Raw genomic sequence first — 23,875 nt, 5'->3', positions numbered from 1 at the left:
ATGCTTACCGCCAAAAAACATATTCTCTTTTTATTAAAAATCCTTTTGATGTTTGGGTTTGGATATTTCTTTTGGTTAATGTTTAAAATTACTTTGGAATATATTCCCTTCAATCCCAATGTAAGCTTTCTGATGATTAAACAGACAGAAGTCCAGGACAGACCGGAATATCTTTCTTTTTTCTATACTCATGTGTATACCAGCATTTTTGTTCTGCTTTACGGTTTTTTGGCTATTGTCAGAAAAGATTTCGGGATTAAAAACTTTCATAAAAATATGGGAAAGATCTATATTTTTTTGATTCTGATCTTTGCCGCACCCTCCGGAATTTATATGGGATTTTTTGCTAATGGAGGCTTTTTATCTAAAATTTCGTTCATTATTTTAGGGTCTCTTTGGTGGTTTACTACATATAAAGCCTATCAATCGGCAAGAAAGAAAATGTTTAAAGAGCACAAACAATGGATGTGGCGAAGTTTTGCCCTTACTTTATCTGCGCTTACTTTACGAATCTGGAAAGTTATTATTGTATATTTATTCCACCCAAATCCCATGGATGTCTACCAGATCATTGCGTGGCTGGGCTGGATTCCCAATATCCTTTTGATTGAATATTTAATTACAAAAAAACATATATGAAAACTCTAAATTACACCCTTGTTTCCCTATTAGCAGTTTCGCTCCTGAGCTGTAAGAAAGACGGAAAAATGAACGACATAGGAAAGGATTCCGTGATCGTTAAAAAAGATTCTGTAGCTGTTCCGGAGATTTATAAAGAATATTACGGGATTTATACCGGAGATTTTGCCGGGAAAGAAAAGATTACTCCTGAAGAGGGTGAAGAATATGAAGATTATGTCAATAAGAAAATTTCTCTGAAGATAAACAGAATAACCAAAGACAGTGTCTACGGACAAAGCATTGTCAATGGAAATCAGCGTCCTTTCAGAGGCATTTTTAATGAAAGCACCAAATCTTTTGTACTGGATGAGCCTGGCAATGACAAAACAGACGGTAGGTTTGAAGTGAAATTAAGCGGCGACAGCATTACCGGAAAATGGAATGCTTTTAATAAAACCGCAGTAAAGTCACCTTTAAAAACCCTTAAGCTTTCAAAGAAAGATTTTGTATATAATCCGAATTTTATGCTGGATAAGGATTCTGATCTGGTGGACTGGTCCAATCCAAAGGATTTTGTAGAAAAATATACGGATGAAGAAACCGGAAAGACGGAAAGCTATACAACTTCTAAAAACAGGGTAGCTTCTGAAGCGATTTTTAATTTGAATGCATCGAAGCAAAAGCTATCTGAAAAAGACCTGAAAAACCTACGGAAAATAGATCTTGAAATCATCAAAAATTCTGTTTTTGCAAGACATGGCTATTCCTTCAAAAAAGAGACTTACAGGTATTTCTTTGAACAGACGGACTGGTATATTCCTGTTTCAAATAATGTTGATAAAGAGCTTTCACCAATGGAAAAGGAGAATGTAGCTTTGCTTAACCGCTTTATCAAATATGCGGAAGATAAATATGACAGCTTTGGAAGATAAGATAACCCTATGAAAAAATATTTGTTTTTTATGATGTTATTCTGGGCTGTCTCTATTGCTGCCCAAAAGGATTCAACGGTAATTCCAGATCCAAAGCCATCGGTAGATGCAGAACCCGGGCCATCCCAGATTGCGGCGTTTCCTGGTGGGCACCAGGCATTTGTAAAGGAAATTTTAAAGAATTTCCGGACCTCTCCATTGGTAAAAGCGGAGATTATGAAAGCTAAAGCTGTTGCTACTTTTATTGTAGACACAGAAGGAAATATGGTAGATATTAAAATAGAATCCTACGAATATAAAATGGTAAGAGATGAATTTCTAAGATCTTTGAAAATGATCAAAACACAATGGATTCCTGCGGAACAGAATGGCAAAAAAGTCCGGAGCATCATGAGACAGCCTTTGGTATTCAGCCTGCAATAGTCTGCTTTTTTTTCTTCAATTGGGTAAACTTCAGCCCAAGGAAAAGCAGCAGGCATCCTGCAGCATAACACAGAATATCTATCCACGAGAAAGAATTTCCGATTACAATATACATCACGCTTCCAGGACGGAAGCCTAATTTTTCTGCAACCGTAAAGTATTGGGCAAATTCCACTATACAGGAAAAAATCAGAATTCCCAGGATCAGCCTTTCATCGTTTATTCTGACAAAAGTTCTGACGAAAGTATAGAGAAGCATAACAACTATCACATCACCAAGGTAAGCTCTCACAAAGAAAATATGGGCCAGTTTTGTGGCAATCAGAACTTCTATAAGAAAGATGGCAATGGTAAGAAGAAGATATTTCAGGCTGAATTTAAATTCCATACTGTGTGTAAGTTTTGGCTAAAGTCTTTAACGACTGATTTCTTTTCACGCGGGTTAAAGCCCATTCCTATTGAATGAATAACCTCATTCAATTTCGATCACAAAAAATCGGCGTTCAATGAACACCGATCTTTATAATTTTAATGCAAATATATTATTTCTTTACTTTGATTGTACATCCTATAGCTACTGTTTTTGTCATTTTTATTGGCTCACCTTTGATCAACGCATTTACAGCATCCTGAACATAATATTCAGATACATCGTTTGGGTTTTCGTAATTGTTGTCGATGGCTCCGATATATTTCACTATGTTTTTTCCGTTTTCTTTCTGAAGGACAAAAACATGGGGTGTTTTTGTAGCTCCGTAAAGCGGATATATCTTTTGTCCTTCATCTACCAAATACGGGAAAGTAAATCCTTTCTGTTTTGCTCTTTCTATCATCTGTTTGTAGCCGTCTTCCGGCTGTACATTGGGGTCATTAGGATTAACAGCAATAACGGGATAGCCCTGATCTTTGAATTTTTTATCCAACTCTACAATCCTGTCTTCATATTTTTTTGCATAAGGACAATGGTTGCAGGTAAAGACTAATATAAATCCTTTCGCGCTTTTAAAATCGCTTAAAGAAACCATTTTACCGTCAATATTCTTCAACTTAAAATCAGCGGCTTCATCTCCAACTTCATATCCTTTTACGGCAGAATTTGCATATGTATTTTGAGAAGCGTCTGCTTTATGATCTGTTGTTGTAAAGCTCAGAAGCCCAAGCCCGGCAATGAATACTGTCATTAAAATTTTCAGATTTTTCATATGATATTTTTTTATTTTAAATTATTGTTGATGGTTTTTTCCAGGTCTTCTTTGCTCATTTCGCCATCATTGAAATATACTTTTTCTCCATTTTTATAGAAGATGGTTACCGGAATATTTCCGTCCCAGTTTTTTTCAAACCTTGGTATCCATGTATTCATTCTTTTAATATCGTCCAGCAGGATCACTTCAGCGGTAATGTTTTTATTTTTCATGAATTTCAATACTCTTTCTTTATCCACAATCCTGTCCAGTGAAACCAAAATCATTTTAAAATTTGGCTGATCTTTCAATTTGTTATTGATCTCCATAAAATGCGGCAGTTCTTTCACACAGGGTGCGCAGGTAGTTGCCCAGAAATTAACAACCAGCAACTTATCTTTATCCTTCTGAATGTGTTTTTCAAGATCTTCATATTTCATAATGGAAACTTCTGTCTGCTGAGCACTCAAAGCAACAAAGGATAGAAAAATAAGACATATACTTAATAAATTCTTCATGCTTAAAATTAGTAAATGCTTCCTTTTATTTAAGTATCAATCTGTTAAACTTTGTTAATGACATTTATTTTTTTATCACTATCAATAGAATTATATATAAATAAAATGTAAATTAGCTATAACCAAATTAAAATTATTATGAAAAAATCAAATCTTCAACCAAGAAAGCTTTCAAAAAAAGAATTGAAAGAAATCAGTGGAGGCTTCAGGCCTGTGTGTCCTAGAGTTGTAAGCTGCATTGATCCGGTAACCGGAGTAGAATTGTATGGCGTTTATGGTATTCAGGACGGATACTGCTGTTAAGAATTTAAATTAACTATAAAATAATTGGTATGAAAAATTCAAACATTCAAAGCAGAAAACTTACAAAAAAAGAGTTAAAAGAGATCAACGGAGGGGCTTCATGTGCTGAAGGCCTGTGTAAGCTCAGAGGTGTACCTAGCCATTTCATGATCATTGGACCGAGAGGCAGTGACGGATACTGCTGCTAATTAACAGAACTTTGCAAAAAGACCATTTTAAACCTAATTAAAAATATTTAACATGAAAACAAATCTTCAAAAAAGAAAATTGACAAAAAAAGAATTAAAAGAAATTAATGGCGGTAACGGACCAACCTGTGTTGCAACCTGTTTTTGTAACAATGACGGAGAATTGTACATAGGAGCCTGTAATACAAAGGGAGTTTGCTGCTAAATCAGTACAAATGAAAAAATGATTGGAGGCTACCCTCCAATCATTTTTTTTATTGAATTCAGCTTCATTAAAGCTTCAATAGGTGTTAAGGTATTGATATCTATTTTCGTGAGTTCCTCACGGATATTTTCCAGGACCGGATCATCCAGCTGGAAAAAAGAGAGCTGCATATTTTCTTCCGTTACTCTTTTGATGCTTTCTGAGGTGCTGGTACTCTGCGTACGGCTTGCTTCAAGAGTTTTAAGGATTTCATTGGCTCTGTTGACCACTTTTGCAGGCATTCCCGCCAGTTTAGCCACATGGATACCAAAACTGTGCTCGCTGCCTCCCGGAATCAGCTTTCTTAAGAAAATGATATTTCCTTTATTTTCCTGTATGGAAACGTGGAAATTCTTCACTCTTTCAAAATTCACCGTCATTTCATTCAATTCATGATAATGGGTTGCAAATAACGTTTTTGCCTGCGTAGGATGCTGGTGAAGGTATTCTGCAATAGCCCATGCGATAGAAACCCCGTCGTAGGTAGATGTCCCACGGCCTATTTCGTCCAGAAGGATAAGGCTGCGTTCCGAAATATTATTCAGGATATTCGCTGCTTCATTCATTTCTACCATAAAAGTAGATTCACCGGCAGAAATATTATCGGTTGCTCCTACCCTTGTGAAAATTTTATCTAAAACCCCAATTTCGGCATGCTTTGCGGGAACGAAACTTCCAATCTGAGCCAAAAGACACACAATAGCTGTCTGACGCAGGATCGCTGATTTACCGGCCATGTTCGGGCCCGTCACCATAATGATCTGCTGGGAGTCTTTGTCTAAAAAGATGTCATTCGGAATGTACTTTTCTCCCAAAGGAAGTGCATTTTCAATAATAGGATGTCTTGCTTCTTTAAGATCAATAGCATACCCTTGATTAAGAACAGGCTTCGTATAGCTTTCAGAAACAGCCAGTTCTGAAAGTCCCACCGCTACATCAAGCTGCGCAATAATATTGGAGTTTCCCTGGATCTGATCCATATATACCATTGTTTCAGAGCAAACATTTCTATACAGCTCATTTTCCAGCACTCCTATTTTTTCTTCGGCACCCAGAATCTGGCTTTCATATTCTTTCAGCTCTTCAGTGATATAACGTTCTGCATTGACAAGCGTTTGTTTTCTCAACCAATCGGCCGGAACTTTATCTTTATGAGCATTCCTTACTTCTATATAATATCCGAAAACGTTATTAAAATCAATTTTAAGGCTTGAAATTCCCGTTCTTTCTATTTCTCTCTGGCACATTTCATCCAGGAAACCGCGGCCTTTACTTTGTAGATTCCTCAACCGGTCAAGCTCTTCTGAGATACCTTCTTTGATAATATTTCCTTTGGAAATATTCACCGGAAGCTCTTCATTCAGGTGATTCTGTAAAAATTTGATCAGCTCATCCATATCAAATAACGGCTCCAGCCAGGCCAGAACATCAGCATGCGGATGGAGCAACGCTTTGATCTGATGAATATTGATGAGACTCTGGCGCAAATAGCCCAGTTCTTTCGGGGATATTTTCTCTGCAGCCAGTTTTCCCATCAGCCTGTCAAGATCCGAGATCGATTTCAACAGCTGACAAATCTCGTATTTCAGTTGATCATTTTCGTTCAGAAAATCAATCAGAGAAAGTCTCCTCATAATTTCGTCCACCGATTTTAACGGAAGAATGATTCTTCTTCTCAATAACCTTCCACCCATCGGAGTAGATGTTTTATCAATAATATCCAGGAGTGATTTTCCCTGTGGATTACTTGGATAAACAATTTCAAGATTTCTCAGGGTAAAGTTGTCCGTCATCAGATAGTCTTCCTGTGGAATGATCTGAAGCTTTGTGATATGGGCCAGCAGATTGTGATGGGTATCTTCCACCAGGTAAGCGAAAATAGCTCCGGCAGCTGTAATGGCAAGCGGAAGGTTTTCAACACCAAACCCTTTTAAAGAATTCGTTTTGAAATGGGAAGTTAATTTTTCGTAGGCAAAATTATACTGGAAAGCCCAGTCTTCAAGCTTAAAGGCACTTTTATTTTTGAGTTGCTCCGGCAGCTGAACACTTCTCTGAAAAACAATTTCACTTGGATCAAAAGTATTGATGATGTGCAGGATCTTTTCCAGATTCCCTTCGCTCACTAAAAACTCGCCTGTAGAAACATCCACCATAGCAATTCCGTACTTCTCTTTTTCTTTATGCAGAGAAAGAAGGAAGTTGTTCTTTTTTGAATTCAATACCTGGTCATTGAATGTAACTCCAGGTGTCACAAGCTCTGTAACGCCTCTTTTTACAATTCCTTTGACCATTTTCGGATCTTCCAGCTGATCGCAGATGGCAACTCTCATTCCTGCCCTTACCAATTTTGGAAGATAGGAGTCCACTGAATGGTGTGGAAATCCTGCCAGCTCTATATGCCCTTCTCCATTGGCTCTTTTAGTAAGAACAATACCCAGAATCTGGGATGTTCTCACAGCATCCTGTCCGAACGTCTCATAAAAGTCTCCAACCCTGAACAACAGCAATGCATCAGGGTATTTCGCCTTGATGGTATTATACTGCGTCATTAGCGGGGTTTCCTTCTTCGTTTTTGCCATAATAAAAAATGAGCCCCAAATTTAAATAAAATAAATTCAGGGTTGGAAATTGTGGTGAAATTAATCTCGCCATAGGGATCAAAATAGCACTTAGCCATTTTCAGAATAAAATATTTATCGTATTTTTCAGTAAAATAAATTCTATGATATACCCTGTTTTAGAAACTGAAAGGCTTCTTTTAAGACAGCTGACTCCCAATGATGCAAAAGACCTCTTCGAATATTTTTCCCTGGATGAAGTGATGGAATATTATGATCTGGAAACATTCAAAACCCTGGAAGATGCTCAAAATATTATCCGTCATTTTAACAGTGAATTTGAAAAAGGAAAGGGCTTCCGATGGGCTCTGGAACTGAAATCTGAAAAGAAAGTTATTGGAACATGCGGTTATCACAACTGGTATCCTGAACATTTCCGGGCTGAGATCGGATATGAGCTGAATCCTAAATTCTGGAGAAACTCCTATATGAAAGAAGCCATTCTTTCTATTCTTACTTTTGGCTTTGAAAGTATGAAACTTCACCGGGTAGATGCATTCATAGATCCTTCCAATATTTCTTCCGAGAAGCTTTTAGATTCTTTAAATTTTAAAGATGAAGGAACCCTGCGCGATTATTTTTTTGAAAAAGGAAGGTTTGTAGATGCCAAACTCTTCGGATTTATTAATGAGTAACATCGAAGGCGGAAGTTTCTGAAGTTCTACAAAGCCACGGAATATTATTATTTAATTAATTTTTAAAACCGTTTTAAATTTGTTGAGTCATACGATCATTGAAATATAAATAGAAAAAGTAACTTCCACCTTCCCTCTTCCTCCAGACTACTTTCTCTCCGATTTCATTTGTTTTTCAAAAGCTTCCATCCCTTTTTCATAAGCCCATTTCTGCTTGTAATTCACCCACTTAGCCTTGAATAACTTACGGAGAAGTTTATCCGTATACCTCATGATAAAAACATGGTACATCATATTGGCAAAAACATTCGGTTTATTGGGGAGAGCTCTGAGCGACATAGAAAATCCCGGTTCCAGGTACCTGTTAAAATGCCAGAATGCCCCAGGAATGAAAAGCGCATCACCATGCTCCATAAAAATCTCATATCCTTTGGCATACTGTAAGGCCGGAAACTTCTCATAATCAGGATTTTCATAATCTATATCATAAACCGTATGAACAGAGAGCGGCACTTTATATAGAAAGGCAGATTGTTTTTGGTCAAATAGCAGAATTCTTTTTCTTCCTTCGAAATGAATGTGAAGAAAGTCTCCGAGGTCTACATCGTAATGCATCAGTACATGGGCTTTACTTCCACCGAAGAAAAGGGTTGGAAGCCTCTTAAAAAACTTGATTCCCAGGTCAGGATAGGTGAAATTTTTAAGCAGTTCCGGAAGCCGGTCTGTGATAATGTAGAAGAAGATACGCAGATCTGAAGGCCCGCTTTTAATCCGGTCAATATAGTCCTTCATTTTCATATTCGTCACAGGAGCGTCTGAGCTTTTGGAAGCATCAGCCGGTTTATTATCATACAACGGCACGGTCTGATCGCCTGCTTTCTCACGGATATAGGCAAGATTCCATTTGTCGAACGCATCCCATCTGGCCGCAAAATTTTTGATCAAAAGCGGCTTATGTTTTTTGAAATAATTTTTCTGAAAATCTTCTTTACTGATATCGTTGACTACATCTACGTTTTCGAGGATCATCTTGTTTTATTATTTAATACGAAATAAAAATAGTCTTTTTTTGAAATCTGAGAAAATTAAAAATCTCTACAGCTTATCATTTGCCTATTCAGCTTAAGGCATAAAACAAAAAAGAAAGTATTCCTCCTAAAATAACAACCACACATCCCTGTGGGTTTTTAGATCTTCTCTTACCTCTTCCAAAAGTCTTTACATAATGCCCACTCACCCATTTTCCATTTTTTTTAAATGTCCTTTTCTATAATATCCCATTTTATTTTTTATAACAAAGAAACAGTGTGGGCTAGAATCAATTTTATGGATTCCCATAAAGCAGAGATAAAATGAAAAAATTATCTTTGTAAGACTAAGCATATTTATGAGAGCCTACAACACCAAACATTTCCTGAAGATCCTTTTCAGTATGCATAAAAGCGATACCATGAAGATTCTTTTCCCGACGATGATCCTCGTGGGGCTTTATTCCTGGGGAATCCAGTATCTGGAAGTGGAGTATCTTCATCTTACTACAAAATCAGGGGTAAGCAATGTGGGAATGATTCATTCTCTGTTGGGTTTTGTATTGTCGCTGCTACTCGTTTTCAGAACGAATACGGCTTACGACAGATGGTGGGAAGGCAGAAAACTTTGGGGAAAGCTGGTGAATGACACCCGGAATTTCGCCGTAAAGATTAATGCTATTTTGGGTGACAATAGGCAAGACGCAGAGCAGATTTCAAGATATTTAAAGTACTTTCCGCATTTTCTGGCCAAGCATCTTTCCCAGGAGTCTACAAGATTGGCTTTAGACGAGGATTATTCAGAAATTGAAAGCTCCCTGAAGCATCACGGCCCCAGTGAAATTGTAATTCTTTTAACCCATAAGCTAAATCAACTGAAAAAAGAAGGAAAGATATCGGATATCGAAATGCTGTATCTCGACACTCAGCTTTCCGGATTCCTGGATGTCTGCGGAGGCTGTGAGAGAATTAAAAACACTCCTATTCCCTACTCTTATTCTTCGTTTGTTAAGAAATTTATCATCTTATATGTCCTTGCGCTGCCAGTTGCCTATGTTATTACAATCGGGCTTCTGATGATTCCGCTTACCGTATTCGTCTATTATGTTCTGATGAGTCTGGAACTGATTGCTGAGGAAATTGAAGACCCTTTCAATAATGACGAAAATGATATTCCTATGGAAGCATTGGCACAAAATATTGAGAGGAGCGTCCATCAGATCATGGGGCTAAAAAGTAAAAATCAACCTTAAAGGTTGATTTCTTTGATTTCTCCGTCTGCTTTTATTTCTACAAATTTACTCTCGCGGTTGGCCGCAGAATAGCCGTAAAAAAAGGTCTGGTATATGGGAGTAGAATACAGATAGCCGCCATAGGCATTGTAGGCATCTGACCTTCCTGTCTGCTCCTGATAGCTTGCTGTTGCTGTAAAATTAACAATTGTTTCCAGGTAATATTTTCCGGGTTTTAATTTTTCAAACTTAAATCGCCCATGATCGTCCGTTAACGCTTCCAACCTGTATTTAAAGGCATCTTCGGACATATAGACCGTTGTTTTCTTATTCTCATACTTTCTTCTCATGCTGTAAAACTCATCAAAATAAGGAGTCACAGGAAAAAGCATAACTACCGTTCCTTTAGGAGCATAATGCTTTGCCCCAAGCAGAGGTTTGATTCCCCAGTTGTTTTTCTGTTTCGTGGAAGCCACTCCTTCTATCGTAGAATTTCCAAAGCTAAGCATCTCTCTGGCTAGCTTTTTATCAAAAAAAGCCTGCGGATAATAAGTGTTTTGTGCCTGTGAAAATAGAAAAGTGAATACCAACAGCAGTAAAGTGGATATTTTTTTCATGTTAATATTTTAAATCAAATATAAGTATTTTGTTATTTTTGAAATAAAAATATCTATGAAATACTTTTTTCTGTTGCTAATGACCGCATCATCGTGGTTTATAGCACAAAAACCATGCGGATTCAAAGACGGACTTCAGGAAGGATCGTGCAAAGCTTTTTATGATAACGGCCAGGTAAAGCAGATCCTCGAATGGAAGAAGGGAAAAGTGGAAGGCGATGCCATTTATTACCACGACAACGGAAAAGTTCAGGCTAAAGGGGAATACAAGAAAGATTATAAGGTAAAAGAATGGGCTTATTATGATAAAAACGGCGTTCTGACTTCGAAGGAAGTTTTCAGAAATGGCGATAAAAATGTTTATGACAACAGCTTTACAGCTACTTTTTACACCCCGTCAGGAGTCGTGGCTGAAATTTCCAATTATAAATTTGCTAAATTAGACGGTGAAAGTAAAGTTTTTTACGAAAACGGGAAATCTGTAAAACAGATCGGCCAGTATGAGAACGGACTTGCTGTCGGAAAATGGAAATCATTTTATCCATCAGGAAAACTGCAGCGTGAAACAGAATTTGCCAACGATAAATGGAACGGAACCCGGGTTCATTACCGTGAAGACGGAGGTATTGAAAAAACAGAGATCTACAGAGACGGAAAATTAATCTCAACAAAATAAAACAATTGGTACAGAAATTAAAACTGGAAGAACTTAACAGAATAGATGTAGAAACATTTAAGAAGGTTGAGAAAATTCCATTGGTCATTATTTTAGACAATCTAAGGAGCATGCACAATGTAGGGGCATCTTTCAGAACGGCAGATGCTTTTCTGATCGAAAAAATAATTCTTTGCGGGATTACCCCGCAGCCTCCGCACCGTGAGATTCACAAAGCGGCACTCGGAGCTACAGAAAGTGTGGACTGGAGCCACGCAAGCGATATTAACACAGCAATTAACGATTATAAAAGCCGTGGATACGAGATCATTGGGATCGAGCAGACAACAGACAGCATCATGATTACAGATTTCAGCATTGACAAATCAAAAAAATATGTGCTGATCTTAGGAAATGAGGTGGACGGAATAAGTGATGAAGCGCTCCCGAATATTGATACATTTCTTGAAATTCCACAACTGGGAACCAAGCACTCTCTGAATGTAAGTGTATGCGGAGGAATCGTGATGTGGGAGTTTGCCAAAGCCCTAAAATAAAAAAACTGCATATGTCCTTAAAAGACAGTGCAGTTTGAAATAAATCTAATAAAAAGTAAAAATGAAAGGCGACAAAGATACTTTTTTTTTCTTTACGGACAAATTTTAACACCATTTTTTTATTTTTTCAAGAAAAAAAGTGATGTTTTGAGAAAAAGTTTCATTTAATTTTTTATAAATTAGCACAATGTTTATCAAGGATTATATCTCAAAAGACTTTCCGTGTTTTAGCCTGACTGACTCAATAGAATCAGCGAGGAATACGTTAGAGGATTTTGGCTATTCCCATGTTTTCATAAAAAAATCCCATCACTTTTATGGAGCCATCGCAGAAGACTTCCTGTATGAAGGTGATGGAATACTAAAGGATCTTGAGCATCAGATCGAGCGTTTTGCCATACTGGAAGATAATAATATCATGGACAGTATCCGCCTTTTCTACACATTCAGCGCCAATGTGATTCCGGTGATCAATAAAAATGAAAAATATCTTGGGTATATTACCTGTGAAGACATTTTCCAGAACCTTTCCCGTTATCCCCTGTTTTCGGAGAGCGGAGCTATCCTCACGATAGAAACCCCGGCCAGGAAATATTCGATGACAGAGATCGCCAATATTGTGGAAAGCAACAACTCGAAATTCTATGGCGGATTCATCACTTTTATGTCTGATGAAGTAATTCAGGTAACTATTAAGATCAGCAATGAAAACCTGTCTTCGATAGACGCCACTTTTGACCGGTACGATTATAGAATTGTTGAAAAATACTATTCTGATGAAAAATCAGACCTGTTTAAGGACAGATTCGGGTTTTTCCAAAAATTCATAGAAATATAACATGAAGGCAGCCATATATTCTCAGAAAAAAGACCTCGATACTTTTTTATATTTAAGCAAGTTTATTTCAGAACTTGAAACCAGAGGCGTAAAATCTGTTCTGTATGACGAAATGGCTGAAGCGCTTCAGTTTTCAAAGATATTTGAAACTTTCAACAGCAAACAGGACCTTCTGGATAAGGAGGTAGACCTTTTCTTTACGTTTGGAGGTGACGGAACTATTGTGAATTCCCTGACCTTTATTGAGGATCTTGAAATCCCGATCGTGGGCGTGAATACCGGAAGATTAGGATTTTTGGCAAGCTTTACTAAGGAGGAAGCATTCAAAGAACTTGACGCCATTTTAAAAGGTGATGTCAAAACAAGCCGCCGTGCCGTTATCGAAGTAGTTTCTCCAAAATCCGGCGATTTTTTCCCATATGCATTAAATGACGTTACCGTGTCCAGAAAAGAAACAACGTCCATGATCACGGTAGATTCATATATCAATGACGAGTTTCTCAATGTATTCTGGGGTGATGGAGTTATCGTTTCTACGCCTACAGGATCTACCGCTTATTCTTTAAGCTGCGGCGGGCCGATTATCTCTCCCAATAACGAAAATTTTGTCATTACCCCTATTGCTCCCCACAATCTGAATGTGAGACCTTTGGTTGTAAATGACAGAGTAGAAATAAAATTTAAAGTGGAAAGCAGAGTACCACAGTATTCCCTTTCCCTGGACTCCAGACTGGTTCATATAGAAACCGACAAAGAAATTATCATCAAAAAGGCAGATTTCCAGATACTTCTGGTACAGCCCAACCATTTAAGTTTCTACGAAACAATCCGTCAGAAGCTGCTTTGGGGCAGGGACAAAAGAAATTAGTAATTCCTCAAAAATGATTATCTTTACAGGAATTTTAAAAACGCCTAATAATTTAAAATAAAAAGTAAAACATGAGCAGAATTTTTCCGGCAGGAGTTGCCACAGGTCAATTAGTTACTGATATTTTTCAGTATGCCAAAGAAAACAAATTTGCACTGCCTGCAGTAAACGTAATCGGTTCAAGTAACATAAATGCTGTTATGGAAACTGCAGCGAAATTAAACTCTCCTGTAATCATCCAGTTTTCAAATGGCGGAGCTGCGTTCAACGCAGGAAAAGGATTAAGCAATGATGGTCAGAGAGCTGCCATTTTAGGATCTATTGCCGGCGCCAAACATATTCATACTCTTGCAGAGGCTTACGGAGCAACTGTTATTTTACATACGGACCACTGTGCTAAGAAATTGCTGCCTTGGATCGATGGATTATTAGATGCAAGTGAAGAGCATTACAAGCAGACAGGAAAGTCTCTTTATTCTTCTCACATGCTGGATCTGTCTGAAGAGCCTTTAGAGGAAAACCTGGAAATTTCTGCTAAATATTTCGAAAGAATGGCTAAAATGCAGATGACTTTAGAAGTTGAGATAGGTGTTACAGGTGGTGAAGAAGATGGTGTAGACAATTCTGATGTAGACAATTCCAAATTATATACGCAGCCTGAAGATATAGCTTATACTTACGAAAAATTAAAAGCTATTTCTGACAATTTCACTATTGCAGCAGCATTTGGAAATGTACACGGAGTTTACAAGCCAGGAAATGTGGTTCTTACGCCAAAAATCCTTGACAACTCTCAGAAATATGTTCAGGAGAAATTCGGAACTGCAGCTAAACCTATCAACTTTGTATTCCACGGAGGCTCAGGGTCTACTTTAGAAGAGATCAGAGAAGCTATCGACTACGGAGTAATTAAAATGAATATCGACACTGACCTTCAGTTCGCATATACGGAAGGAGTTAGAGATTATATGGTTAACAATATTGATTATTTAAGATCTCAAATCGGAAACCCTGAAGGAGAAGAAAAGCCTAACAAGAAATTCTATGATCCAAGAGTTTGGGTAAGAAAAGGTGAAGAAACTTTCTCAACAAGACTGGTTAAAGCGTTTGAAGACTTAAATAACGTAAATACTTTAAAATAAGAACTGTACATTTGTATTAATGTAAATAATATTCATACAGGATATCATTTACATTAATACATTTTACATTTATACCCTAATACAAACAAAATGGCATTCGACTGGTTTAAAAGAAAAGCAAAAAACATTACCACCTCTACTGATGAAAAAAAGGATGTTCCCAAAGGCCTTTGGCATCAGACTCCATCAGGAAAAATAGTGGAGCATGATGAATTGAGAAGAAACAGCTACGTTTCTCCTGAAGACGGATTTCACGTAAGAATAGGAAGTGCTGAATTTTTTGAGATCCTTTTTGACGAAGGTAAGTTCACCGAACTGGATGCCAATGTTGAAAGTATTGATATCTTAAACTTCAAGGATACAAAACCTTACAAAGACCGTTTGAAAGAGGTAAGAGCTAAAACAAAACTTACCGACTCAATCAGAAATGCTGTAGGAACCGTAAAAGGAACCGAAATGGTAGTTTCCTGTATGGATTTTGCTTTTATTGGTGGTTCTTTAGGCTCTGTAATGGGGGAAAAGATCAGAAGAGCGGTAGATTACTGTATCGCCAACAAACTTCCGTATATGATCATCTGTCAGTCCGGAGGGGCAAGAATGCAGGAAGCCACTTACTCTCTGATGCAGCTTGCTAAAGTACAGGCTAAACTGGCTCAGCTATCTGAAGCCGGACTCTTATACATTGCTTATCTTTGTGATCCTACTTTTGGAGGAATTACAGCTTCTTTCGCTATGACAGCAGATATTATTATGGCCGAACCGGGAGCGCTGATAGGATTTGCCGGCCCAAGAGTAATCCGTGAAACAATCGGAAGAGATCTTCCGGAAGGTTTCCAGACTTCTGAATTCCTACAGGAAAAAGGATTTGTAGATTTCATCGTAAAAAGAACTGAAATTAAAGATACAGTAGCTAAAACAGTAAATTTATTAGCTGTAAACGCTTAAGATCTGTAACAAACAACATACAGTCTCTCTCTAATTAGGGAGAGATTTTTATTTATGAGGACTTTGAAGATATTTTTTAATACCATCCGGAGCATGAGCCTGAAAAAGATCGTGCGTCTTTTATCACTTATTGTTCCCCATCCTATTTTTGCTTTATTAAGCTTTTATGCAACGGTACAGACTTTCACCATTGCACAGAAAAAATTCCCTAAAACAGCGTCTAACAATGGCATTGGGAATGCATACAGACATGCTTTGTGGTGCTGTTTTATTATGATGTACTGCTGTAAGGTTTCCTCTCCGGAAAAGGCTTTGGATTTCTGCAAAAGAATTACGGATATGCATGAAGAACTGTTTCCCAACCAGCCCCTGGAAACCAAAATGGATCTTCACAACAACAAGATCGGCATGGATTACTTCATGGAACTCCTTCCGGGAATTCACCGCCAGTTTTTTGAAAAAAGCTTTTTTATCGACAGTCTTGCAAAAAAAATGGATGACGCAAAGGTTTTGACAAGTTTAGATGATGATTTCGAGGGATATCTGGTTTATTTAAATGACTAAAACTAAAGATGCTTCGGCTGCGCTCAGCATGACATTGCTAATATGAAGCGTCCCTAATGAGCAGAATAATATACCTGTGTCACGCTGAGCGAAATCGAAGCGTTTTAATAAATATTAAAAAAATAAAGGGCTCTACAATAAAGTTTTTTCAGGTTTTACATTTAATTTATTATCTTTTCTAAAATTTTAATTTAATCGAATGGTTCTCAGTAGAATTTGGTCGGCTTTCATTATCATTGCGATTGCCATAGCCAGTATTAAATACGTTTCATCAGGTCACTACAAAACCATCTTTAATGATATGGTGGTAGGAAAAGGCGGTGACACGGTTCAGATCGTCTCACAGCCAATGAATACGCTTACCCCAATTGTCAGGGACAGCCTGATGAAAAAAAATGATTTTGCAGACAGCAGAATCCATTATAAAACAGACTCCCTAAAACAGAATGTAAATGTTTACAGAGTTCAGGAAGCAGACGGCGTGATCGGAACTTCTGAAACCGCAGTAAAAATCTGTATCGGGCTGATTGGGATCATGACACTGTTTATGGGATTTATGAGTATTGCGGAAAAAGCAGGCGGAATTAATCTTTTAAGCCGATTTATTCAGCCTTTTTTCTCAAAATTATTTCCTGATATTCCTAAAAATCATCCGGCTTTCGGGCATATGCTGATGAATTTCAGCGCGAATCTCCTGGGACTGGACAACGCCGCTACTCCATTTGGCTTAAAAGCTATGGAAAGTCTTCAGACCTTAAATCCAAATAAAGATACCGCCAGCAATTCGCAGATTATGTTTCTGTGTCTCCATGCAGGCGGAATGACGCTTATACCGGTTTCTATCATTGCAATCCGGGCTTCCATGGGATCGAAAACTCCAACCGATATTTTCCTTCCCTGTATGATTGCCACTTTTGCAGCAACACTGGCCGCAATGATCATCGTATCTCTTTACCAGAAGATCAATCTGCTTCGTCCGGTAGTAATCGCTTATGTGGGCGGAATTTCGGCGCTCATTGCACTTTTGGTTGTTTATTTGGTTCAATTAAGTAAAGATGAGTTGGATACGTTCAGTAAAGTATTAAGTAACGGACTGATTCTCTTTATTTTCCTGGCGATTGTTCTTGGCGCCGTTTATAAAAAGATCAATGTTTTCGATGCATTTATTGATGGGGCGAAAGAAGGCTTCACGACCTGCGTCAAGATCATTCCTTACTTAGTTGGAATGTTGATCGCAATTTCTCTTTTAAGAACTTCAGGCGTTTTCGATGTGATTATCGACGGAATGAAATGGCTGGCCAACACCGCCGGCTTTGATCCAAGATTTGTAGATGGACTTCCGACTGCGCTGATCAAACCTCTTTCCGGATCAGGAGCCAGAGGAATGATGGTAGACACGATGGCCACATTTGGGGCAGACAGCTTCCAGGGGAAATTGGCAGCGGTTCTTCAGGGAAGCTCAGATACGACGTTTTACGTCATTGCTGTTTATTTCGGAGCCGTAGCTGTAAAGAATACGAGATATACGGTAATTGCGATGCTTCTGGCGGATTTGGTTGGGGTTATCACAGCAATTGCACTGGCATATTTGTTTTTTGCTTAATTTGTTGTCAGTTGTTGGTTCCTAGTTTTTTGGTTCCTTACCATCGGTTTATTAAAATAACATTTTATGAGCTATCAAAAACTTGACATTTATAATATTGCTTTTGAGCTTTTTATTGAAACACATAAGCTTTCATTAAAATTGCCAAAATATGAATTGTATGAACTCGGAAGTCAATTACGCAGATCTTCTGATTCAGTAGTTACCAATATAGCTGAAGGTTACGGAAGAAAAAATTACAAGGGTGATTTCATTAGATTCTTAATATATTCCCAGGCAAGCTGTGACGAAACCGTGAGCCATTTATCAAAAATAGTAAGACTTTATCCTGATTTATGTTTAGATTCAGATGAAAAAACACAACAATATCAACTTTTAGAAGGAAAAATAAATAATTTTATAAAATACGTACAGGTAAGCTGGCGAACATAAAAACAAACAGCTGGAAACTAAAAAAAACCAGTAACCAGCAACAAAAATTAAAACTATTATGATCACAGATAAAGAATTCACATTAAGATTAATACGTCAGTTAACTCAAGCGTTGGAAAAACTGATCCTGGATAAACCCGAAGAAAGCTTAATGCAGAAAGAGTTAGATTTTGACTCTTTAATGAAAGATATTTTTAAGATAGATTTCACGGAAATTTCTTCAAAATCGAAAGAAGAGATCATTGCGATTGTTAATGAAAGACAGGAAAGAGATCATAAAGACTATTATGAAATGTTGGGGAATCTTTTTTACTTTAAGGGTAAGCAAGAGAATAATAAAGACTTTTTAGACAAGTCAAAAACATTTTATGAACTGTATCTCCAGACCAGCGGAATTTTTGCCCTTCCTGTGATCAACAGAATCAATGAAATGAAAAAAGCACTTGAATAAAGTGCTTTTGTATTTTTAGAATGTGATTTTATATGTTCCGGTAGAGGATGTGCCGGCCTTTTCGGCTTTCACATACTTTTTAACCCACGATACGCCTGTAGAAGAAATACATGGATCTGATGTTCCGCCCGATCTTCTTGCGGAAATTACATTCCCAGCTTTATCTACGGTATAAGCAATGGTAATTGTTCCGCTTGCCGTGCAGCTGTTACTTGGCTGTGCACCGCCTCTTCCCATAGTTCCCGGGATATATCCAATTAATTTCCTGTCAATTCCTACTTTACTGTCACCGTTTCCATCTCCTCCCAAAGGATCTCCTGCATTTCCTATTCCGCTGCCTGTGCCCTGGCTTCCGGCTTTTGTTCCTCTTCCTCTGATCAGGTTTCCGATGGCTGCATTTCCTTTTCCGTCCCCGCTGCCTGTTTTAGAGTTGGCTGTTGTTGCACCTGCTTTTTTAGTATTCTTTGAAGCGCTTGAGCTTGTCGATGTCTTTTTATCTGTCTTTTTTGATTCCTCTTTCTTCGGTACGCTGACTTTTGAATTGTTTCCGGTAAGCACTTTTTCCTTTACCTCTGTTTTCTTAGGCTCGGATGCGGGCTCAGGTTTTAAAACGGTTTTCGTTTCCGGCACAGGCGTCTCAGCTGGCTCGGGAGTTACTTCTTCTGTGGCAGCAGCCAGACTTCCGGGTTGGTCAGCAGGCTCCTCAATGCCGTTTCCGTTCCTGTTGTCTCCGAAATTAACAAGCATTGTTGTCATCACCTCATCCGGTTGTTTATCCAACTCAGGCTTCAATTTATAAAGGAAAACAAAAAGCAAAATTGCAGACCAGATAAGGATAGAAAGTATGGCACTTTTTATCCTGTCTTTATTTTGTTCATTTTTGTTTACAGTGTAACTTCTCATCTTAAATGATTCTTTCCGGCAATTCCGGAGACGTTATTTATCTTTAACGGTTGCAATAGCAATATTAAATTTATTTTTTTCAGCGATTTCCATAACAAAAACAACATCCTTATGCATGGTATTTTCATCTGCACGAATGGTAAATGATTTATTCGTCTGACCCGTTAATTTACTGACAATTGTTGATTCCAGTTGTTCTTTTGTAACAGCGTTATCATCAACAAAATAGGTTCCATCCGGCTTAATGCTTACCGTCAAAGGATTGGGAATATTATCCTCTATCGCTCCCGCTTTTGGCAACTTCACATCAATCGCGCTTTGATTGGCGGCTGATGAAGTTATCATAAAGAATATCAGCATCAGCAAGATAACATCTGTCATCGCTGCCAAACTGAATTCCGGGTTCGCTTTATTTCTTCTCTGAATTTTCATCTGTTTCTTTTTACTTTTTTATTGGTCAGATGGAATCGCTTAATACGTTATTATTATTTGAAAGATCAACAGGTTTGTAAGCGATTTCATAAGAAAGATTTATAAAGGTTTGTTGATAAGGTCTAAAAACTCTCCCGACATATTCTGTGCCTTCAATACAAACTTGTCAATTCTCGTTAAAAGTATATTGTAGAAAAAGTTAGCAGGAATAGCTACAGCCAAACCTACCGCCGTTTGTCCCAATGCTGTATAAATACCTTCAGACAATGTTTTAGGCGAAAAAGATCCTGTAGCGTGGGAAAGGTTGAAGAAAGCGATAATCATCCCGATAACCGTCCCTAAAAGCCCCAACATCGGCGCAATACTCGGTACCACGGCCAAAAGGTTCAGATTCTTCTCCATATTTGCCACTTCTACCTGAGCCTGCGATTCCATGGCGCTTACAATATCAGAAACAGGGCGTCCTAATCTTGAAATTCCCTTTTCCAAAATTCTGCCTTCCGGAGAATTCTGTCTTTTACAGTAATCCGCCGCTGATTCTATCTTTCCTTCTTTGATAAAATCTTCAATATTCTCCATGAAATTGGCATCTGTTTTTGAAGTCAGCCTTTTGATAAAGAAAAAACGTTCAAAGAAAAGATACAGTGAAAATACACCCAAAGCGAGAACGACAAACATTACAATCTTAGCGAAAGCCCCTCCGTGGAACATGATCTTCCAAAATGAAAATTCTAAATCGTCTGTTGCAACTGCAGGAGCAGTAATCTGTGCAAATAAAATCTGAGTAAGTTCCGTTAACAGCATTAATGTGAATTTTTATAAAATTTTAACGACAAATGTAGTGGAATATTATGAATTGCTCTCTTAAAAATTGTTTAAAAACAACTTAAAATTTGTTATGATTAAGAGACAGCAAATTTCTTTCCAAAAGAAATTTTGAAAAGAAATCTGTTTAAAATGATGAAGAACGGGTTAATCCTCGTCTACATCAATATCGTCCTGCTTAAATTCGCATTTCAGACGGAATGGGATTGGTGTATCTGCTCCTGTATAGAAATCATCAATAGTTCCTTTCCAGATCACCTGAAGTTCGCCCTCTTCATTTTTTTCAAACTGGAGTTCGTTATCATAGATAAATGCATCATCATCATCAAATAAATCTACTTCTGTATAGGTTTCTTCATCAGAATCATTGATTTTGATCGTTTTCCCTTCAATCTCCTTTGATTCGATCGGAAAATCAAAAATTTCAAGTGAAAGCTGCGGAAAGTTGTACTGTAATGAATCATCATCTACATGATCCAAACTGTCATCCGTTATAATTTCAACCTCTAATAAATGCTGCTGGTTGCTGTAGACGGCTTTACAATAAGTGTTTCTAATATTGTATTTTAGGGTCTCCTCCGGATGGTAAATTTTTAAAATCCCTTTCATTATTTCTTAAAAAAGAGCTGTAATAATATGATTGTTAAACGTTTTAGACAAAGATAAAAAATTGATTCAAAGTTGAAAATATTTTGAAAATTATTTTTTAAATCATTATGATTGGTTATTCCGTATATGTCAATATTACTTACTTTTGCTTCATAAAGATTCTGAAAATGAAAAACATTTTATCAAAAGGTATTTTGGGACTGGGATTGGTGATCAGTTTGGCAGCCTGCAAAAAATCTGATTCTCCTTTAACGAAGGTAACACCTACCAATATGGATTCTATTGCATCCAACTATTATGAGCAGTATCTTAAATTGTACCCTTTAGAAGCTACTTCTCAGGGAGATACGAGATATAACGACCAGCTTCCCATCAATATTGACAGGGATTTTATCTCCGGAGAGATCGCTTTTTACAATTCTGTACAGAAACAGCTGGAAAATGTTGATTATAAAGCTCTTTCGGATGAAAAAAAAGTTGTTTATGATGTTCTGGATTATACTTTAAAAGATAAAATAGAAGCATATGCCTATCATCCGGAATACATTCCATTTACCCAGTTTGGAGGTCTTCCCCTGAATTTCCCGCTGTATGGAAGCGGAGAGGGAAGCCAGCCCTTCAAAACGGAAAAGGACTATAATGACTGGCTGAAAAGGATGGAAAAATTCCCCGACTGGATGAATGCCGCAACAGAAAATTTCCGTGAAGGAATCAACAATAAGATTGTTCTTCCCAAAAAACTGGTTGTCAAAATGATTCCTCAAATGAAGGCTGAAGAGATCACCACAACCGATCTGGAAAAAAATATTTTCTACGGACCTGTTAAAAAATTTCCGAAAAACTTTACAAAAGCTCAAAAAGATAAGTATTCGGCTCTTTATGCTGATGCTATTACCAAAAAAATTATTCCTGCCTATACCAAAATGGGAGTGTTCCTGGAAAAGGAATATCTTCCGAAAGCACGGGATACGGACGGCTACAACAGCCTTCCGAACGGGAATGAGATTTACAGATATTACGCTAAAAGCTGGACAACAACAAAGAAAACTCCTGAAGAGATCAATAAAATAGGATTGCAGCAGGTGGCAATGCTCCGCGCAGAAATGGAGAAAGTAAAGCAACAGGTTGGTTTTACCGGGACACTGGAAGAGTTTATCAACTTTGTAAAGACAGATCCAAAAGCAATGCCTTATAAGACTTCCAAAGAGGTTCTGGATGGATTTAACGGTATTTTAGCGAAGATTACGCCTAAGCTGAAGACAATGTTCAGTGTAACTCCTAAAACGAAGTTTGAGATCAGACAAACGGAAAAATTCAGGGAGGCAAGCGCCAGTGCAGAATATATTCAGGGGACTCCGGATGGGAAAAGACCGGGAATATTTTATATGCCGCTTCCCGATCCTGCCAAATTCAATGTAACCTCGGGAATGGAGTCTCTTTTCCTTCACGAAGCCATTCCGGGGCACCATTATCAGGTTTCTCTTCAGCAGGAGAACACCAAACTTCCTAAGTTTATGAGATTCGGATGGTTCGGCGCTTATGGTGAAGGCTGGGCACATTATTGCGAAACATTAGGTCCTGAGTTCGGATTGTATACGGATCCTTACCAGAAAATGGGCTATCTGAGCGACCAGATGCTGAGAGCGGTAAGACTGGTAGTGGATACGGGACTTCATACGGGAACTATGAAAAGAGAGGAGGCTATTAAATATTTCCTGAGTAATATTTCTTATGATGAAGCCAGCGCAACTGCAGAAGTGGAAAGATATATGGCGATGCCAGGCCAGGCATTAGGATACAAGATTGGCTCTCTCCGTATCCGGGAGCTTAGAGAAAAGTATCAGAAAGAACTTGGAAAGAAGTTTAATTTAGCAAGCTTCCATGATGAGATCTTAAGCCAGGGATGCCTTCCTCTTGATGTTTTGAACAGAAAGATGGAACTTTGGGCAAAAAAGTAGAAATAATTGCTTTAAACATATCATATTAAAGATGGGATGATTAATTTTAATGTCCCATCTTTTTTTGTTCTTGAGTTTAACAATTAATAAAGAATTACTATGATCATAGAAAACCTAAGATCTCTCTACAACAGAGATTTGAATAAATTAAAAATAGAAATAGAATCTTACCAGAACGAAAAAGTAATCTGGAAAACAGATAAAAACATTGCAAATTCTGCAGGAAACCTTTGCCTGCATCTGGTGGGAAATCTCAATAATTATATAGGTGCAGAGCTTGGGAAAACCGGTTATATAAGAAACAGGGAACTGGAATTTTCATTAAAAGACATTTCAAAGGCTGAACTTATTGAGAAAGTAACAGCAACAACAGCTATGGTAAATGATGTGCTCAGCAAATTAACAGCTGAAGATCTTGAAAAGGAGTATCCTCTTGTTGTTTTTGAAGATACCATGACAACAGGCTACTTTTTAATTCATTTGATTACCCATCTGGATTATCATCTGGGCCAGATTAATTATCACAGAAGGCTGCTTGACTTCTAATTAC

General features: G+C 37.7%; 30 protein-coding genes. 20 read left to right on the top strand and 10 right to left on the bottom strand.

The genetic code is table 11. The features are described from left to right. The 3 genes from ACMGDK_RS14585 to ACMGDK_RS14575 are packed head-to-tail and all read left to right on the top strand — an operon-like array spanning nucleotide 1 to nucleotide 1,976. Nucleotides 1-639, top strand: a complete 639-nt coding sequence (locus ACMGDK_RS14585) for a DUF2306 domain-containing protein (RefSeq protein ID WP_436808627.1) — start codon at nucleotides 1-3, stop codon at nucleotides 637-639. Continuing rightward, nucleotides 636-1,553: a YARHG domain-containing protein gene (locus ACMGDK_RS14580; protein WP_436808626.1), complete on the top strand. Its 918-nt coding sequence runs from the start codon at nucleotides 636-638 to the stop codon at nucleotides 1,551-1,553. The genes ACMGDK_RS14585 and ACMGDK_RS14580 overlap by 4 nt, the downstream gene beginning before the upstream one ends. A gap of 30 nt (nucleotides 1,554-1,583) precedes the next feature. Further along, nucleotides 1,584-1,976 (top strand): energy transducer TonB, encoded by a 393-nt coding sequence (locus tag ACMGDK_RS14575; RefSeq protein ID WP_436808625.1) that lies wholly within the window; start codon nucleotides 1,584-1,586, stop codon nucleotides 1,974-1,976. Here ACMGDK_RS14575 and ACMGDK_RS14570 read toward each other — a convergent pair. The 3 genes from ACMGDK_RS14570 to ACMGDK_RS14560 form a co-directional block, all read right to left on the bottom strand. Next, nucleotides 1,963-2,364, bottom strand: coding sequence for a ribosomal maturation YjgA family protein (locus ACMGDK_RS14570; RefSeq protein ID WP_436808624.1), 402 nt, complete (start codon nucleotides 2,362-2,364; stop codon nucleotides 1,963-1,965). The two genes, ACMGDK_RS14575 and ACMGDK_RS14570, sit on opposite strands and share 14 nt — an antisense overlap. 154 nt (nucleotides 2,365-2,518) lie before the next feature. Continuing rightward, nucleotides 2,519-3,178, bottom strand: a complete 660-nt coding sequence (locus ACMGDK_RS14565; protein WP_436808623.1) for a thioredoxin family protein — start codon at nucleotides 3,176-3,178, stop codon at nucleotides 2,519-2,521. Nucleotides 3,179-3,189: 11 nt separating this feature from the next. Further along, nucleotides 3,190-3,678 (bottom strand): TlpA family protein disulfide reductase, encoded by a 489-nt coding sequence (locus tag ACMGDK_RS14560; RefSeq protein ID WP_436808622.1) that lies wholly within the window; start codon nucleotides 3,676-3,678, stop codon nucleotides 3,190-3,192. Nucleotides 3,679-3,816: 138 nt separating this feature from the next. On the opposite strand from ACMGDK_RS14560, the gene ACMGDK_RS14555 reads away from it, so the two are divergent. The 3 genes from ACMGDK_RS14555 to ACMGDK_RS14545 are packed head-to-tail and all read left to right on the top strand — an operon-like array spanning nucleotide 3,817 to nucleotide 4,374. After that, nucleotides 3,817-3,981, top strand: coding sequence for a bacteriocin (locus ACMGDK_RS14555; RefSeq protein WP_111954095.1), 165 nt, complete (start codon nucleotides 3,817-3,819; stop codon nucleotides 3,979-3,981). A 29-nt stretch (nucleotides 3,982-4,010) separates the two neighbouring features. After that, complete coding sequence (locus tag ACMGDK_RS14550; RefSeq protein WP_436808621.1) at nucleotides 4,011-4,169, top strand: bacteriocin; 159 nt, start codon at nucleotides 4,011-4,013, stop codon at nucleotides 4,167-4,169. 52 nt (nucleotides 4,170-4,221) lie between these two features. Continuing rightward, nucleotides 4,222-4,374, top strand: a complete 153-nt coding sequence (locus tag ACMGDK_RS14545; RefSeq protein WP_436808620.1) for a class IIb bacteriocin, lactobin A/cerein 7B family — start codon at nucleotides 4,222-4,224, stop codon at nucleotides 4,372-4,374. A 29-nt stretch (nucleotides 4,375-4,403) separates the two neighbouring features. Here ACMGDK_RS14545 and mutS read toward each other — a convergent pair whose 3' ends face one another. Beyond that, the gene (mutS, locus tag ACMGDK_RS14540; protein ID WP_436808619.1) at nucleotides 4,404-6,992 is read right to left on the bottom strand and encodes a DNA mismatch repair protein MutS; all 2,589 of its coding nucleotides are present in this window, start codon (nucleotides 6,990-6,992) and stop codon (nucleotides 4,404-4,406) included. Between the two features lie 143 nt (nucleotides 6,993-7,135). On the opposite strand from mutS, the gene ACMGDK_RS14535 reads away from it, so the two are divergent. Next, nucleotides 7,136-7,666, top strand: coding sequence for a GNAT family N-acetyltransferase (locus ACMGDK_RS14535; RefSeq protein WP_436808618.1), 531 nt, complete (start codon nucleotides 7,136-7,138; stop codon nucleotides 7,664-7,666). Nucleotides 7,667-7,813: 147 nt separating this feature from the next. On the opposite strand, the gene ACMGDK_RS14530 is transcribed toward ACMGDK_RS14535, so the two are convergent. Next, nucleotides 7,814-8,695 carry a cupin-like domain-containing protein gene (locus ACMGDK_RS14530; protein ID WP_436808617.1) on the bottom strand — a complete coding sequence of 294 codons (882 nt, stop codon included), beginning with the start codon at nucleotides 8,693-8,695 and terminating at the stop codon, nucleotides 7,814-7,816. Nucleotides 8,696-9,053: 358 nt separating this feature from the next. Between ACMGDK_RS14530 and ACMGDK_RS14525 the strand changes: the two genes are divergently transcribed. Further along, nucleotides 9,054-9,947 (top strand): bestrophin family protein, encoded by an 894-nt coding sequence (locus tag ACMGDK_RS14525; protein ID WP_436808616.1) that lies wholly within the window; start codon nucleotides 9,054-9,056, stop codon nucleotides 9,945-9,947. Here the strand turns inward: ACMGDK_RS14525 and ACMGDK_RS14520 are convergent. Further along, nucleotides 9,944-10,543 carry a hypothetical protein gene (locus ACMGDK_RS14520; protein WP_436808615.1) on the bottom strand — a complete coding sequence of 200 codons (600 nt, stop codon included), beginning with the start codon at nucleotides 10,541-10,543 and terminating at the stop codon, nucleotides 9,944-9,946. The genes ACMGDK_RS14525 and ACMGDK_RS14520 overlap by 4 nt on opposite strands. Before the next feature lie 55 nt (nucleotides 10,544-10,598). On the opposite strand from ACMGDK_RS14520, the gene ACMGDK_RS14515 reads away from it, so the two are divergent. From ACMGDK_RS14515 to ACMGDK_RS14470, 10 genes are all read left to right on the top strand, one after another. After that, complete coding sequence (locus tag ACMGDK_RS14515) at nucleotides 10,599-11,219, top strand: toxin-antitoxin system YwqK family antitoxin (RefSeq protein ID WP_436808614.1); 621 nt, start codon at nucleotides 10,599-10,601, stop codon at nucleotides 11,217-11,219. 5 nt (nucleotides 11,220-11,224) lie between these two features. Next, on the top strand, nucleotides 11,225-11,755 hold the full coding sequence (locus tag ACMGDK_RS14510) for an RNA methyltransferase (protein ID WP_436808613.1): 531 nt from the start codon (nucleotides 11,225-11,227) through the stop codon (nucleotides 11,753-11,755). Between the two features lie 187 nt (nucleotides 11,756-11,942). Further along, a complete protein-coding gene (locus ACMGDK_RS14505) occupies nucleotides 11,943-12,593 on the top strand; it encodes a CBS domain-containing protein (RefSeq protein WP_436808612.1) in 651 nt (216 codons plus the stop codon). Nucleotide 12,594: 1 nt separating this feature from the next. Further along, nucleotides 12,595-13,461, top strand: coding sequence for an NAD kinase (locus ACMGDK_RS14500; RefSeq protein ID WP_111954075.1), 867 nt, complete (start codon nucleotides 12,595-12,597; stop codon nucleotides 13,459-13,461). A gap of 71 nt (nucleotides 13,462-13,532) precedes the next feature. Then, nucleotides 13,533-14,603 (top strand): class II fructose-bisphosphate aldolase, encoded by a 1,071-nt coding sequence (fbaA, locus tag ACMGDK_RS14495; RefSeq protein ID WP_436808611.1) that lies wholly within the window; start codon nucleotides 13,533-13,535, stop codon nucleotides 14,601-14,603. A 90-nt stretch (nucleotides 14,604-14,693) separates the two neighbouring features. Beyond that, nucleotides 14,694-15,548 (top strand): acetyl-CoA carboxylase, carboxyltransferase subunit beta, encoded by an 855-nt coding sequence (accD, locus tag ACMGDK_RS14490; protein ID WP_034739627.1) that lies wholly within the window; start codon nucleotides 14,694-14,696, stop codon nucleotides 15,546-15,548. 54 nt (nucleotides 15,549-15,602) lie between these two features. After that, nucleotides 15,603-16,112, top strand: coding sequence for a DUF6973 domain-containing protein (locus ACMGDK_RS14485; protein ID WP_436808610.1), 510 nt, complete (start codon nucleotides 15,603-15,605; stop codon nucleotides 16,110-16,112). A 199-nt stretch (nucleotides 16,113-16,311) separates the two neighbouring features. After that, nucleotides 16,312-17,715 (top strand): nucleoside recognition domain-containing protein, encoded by a 1,404-nt coding sequence (locus tag ACMGDK_RS14480; RefSeq protein WP_436808609.1) that lies wholly within the window; start codon nucleotides 16,312-16,314, stop codon nucleotides 17,713-17,715. 66 nt (nucleotides 17,716-17,781) lie between these two features. Then, on the top strand, nucleotides 17,782-18,147 hold the full coding sequence (locus ACMGDK_RS14475; RefSeq protein WP_436808608.1) for a four helix bundle protein: 366 nt from the start codon (nucleotides 17,782-17,784) through the stop codon (nucleotides 18,145-18,147). Between the two features lie 58 nt (nucleotides 18,148-18,205). Beyond that, nucleotides 18,206-18,598: a hypothetical protein gene (locus ACMGDK_RS14470; RefSeq protein ID WP_436808607.1), complete on the top strand. Its 393-nt coding sequence runs from the start codon at nucleotides 18,206-18,208 to the stop codon at nucleotides 18,596-18,598. Nucleotides 18,599-18,613: 15 nt separating this feature from the next. On the opposite strand, the gene ACMGDK_RS14465 is transcribed toward ACMGDK_RS14470, so the two are convergent. The 4 genes from ACMGDK_RS14465 to ACMGDK_RS14450 all read right to left on the bottom strand — a co-directional run bounded on the left by ACMGDK_RS14465 (nucleotide 18,614) and on the right by ACMGDK_RS14450 (nucleotide 21,367). Then, nucleotides 18,614-19,501 carry a ferric siderophore ABC transporter substrate-binding protein gene (locus tag ACMGDK_RS14465; RefSeq protein ID WP_436808606.1) on the bottom strand — a complete coding sequence of 296 codons (888 nt, stop codon included), beginning with the start codon at nucleotides 19,499-19,501 and terminating at the stop codon, nucleotides 18,614-18,616. A 33-nt stretch (nucleotides 19,502-19,534) separates the two neighbouring features. Continuing rightward, complete coding sequence (locus ACMGDK_RS14460) at nucleotides 19,535-19,933, bottom strand: ExbD/TolR family protein (protein ID WP_436808605.1); 399 nt, start codon at nucleotides 19,931-19,933, stop codon at nucleotides 19,535-19,537. A 99-nt stretch (nucleotides 19,934-20,032) separates the two neighbouring features. Beyond that, nucleotides 20,033-20,737, bottom strand: coding sequence for a MotA/TolQ/ExbB proton channel family protein (locus tag ACMGDK_RS14455; RefSeq protein ID WP_306840982.1), 705 nt, complete (start codon nucleotides 20,735-20,737; stop codon nucleotides 20,033-20,035). A 168-nt stretch (nucleotides 20,738-20,905) separates the two neighbouring features. Next, nucleotides 20,906-21,367, bottom strand: a complete 462-nt coding sequence (locus tag ACMGDK_RS14450; protein ID WP_436808604.1) for a hypothetical protein — start codon at nucleotides 21,365-21,367, stop codon at nucleotides 20,906-20,908. A 167-nt stretch (nucleotides 21,368-21,534) separates the two neighbouring features. Here ACMGDK_RS14450 and ACMGDK_RS14445 point away from each other — a divergent pair, with 167 nt between their 5' ends. Both ACMGDK_RS14445 and ACMGDK_RS14440 read left to right on the top strand, forming a co-directional pair. Then, nucleotides 21,535-23,325 (top strand): DUF885 domain-containing protein, encoded by a 1,791-nt coding sequence (locus ACMGDK_RS14445; RefSeq protein ID WP_436808603.1) that lies wholly within the window; start codon nucleotides 21,535-21,537, stop codon nucleotides 23,323-23,325. A 99-nt stretch (nucleotides 23,326-23,424) separates the two neighbouring features. Then, nucleotides 23,425-23,871 (top strand): DinB family protein, encoded by a 447-nt coding sequence (locus ACMGDK_RS14440; protein ID WP_436808602.1) that lies wholly within the window; start codon nucleotides 23,425-23,427, stop codon nucleotides 23,869-23,871. Nucleotides 23,872-23,875: the final 4 nt, after the last annotated feature.

Source organism: Chryseobacterium hilariae, from assembly GCF_051400735.1.
In the GTDB taxonomy this organism is placed as follows: domain Bacteria; phylum Bacteroidota; class Bacteroidia; order Flavobacteriales; family Weeksellaceae; genus Chryseobacterium.
The sequence above is the reverse complement of the archived record's forward strand: the minus strand, read 5'-3'. Positions and strand labels throughout refer to the sequence as shown.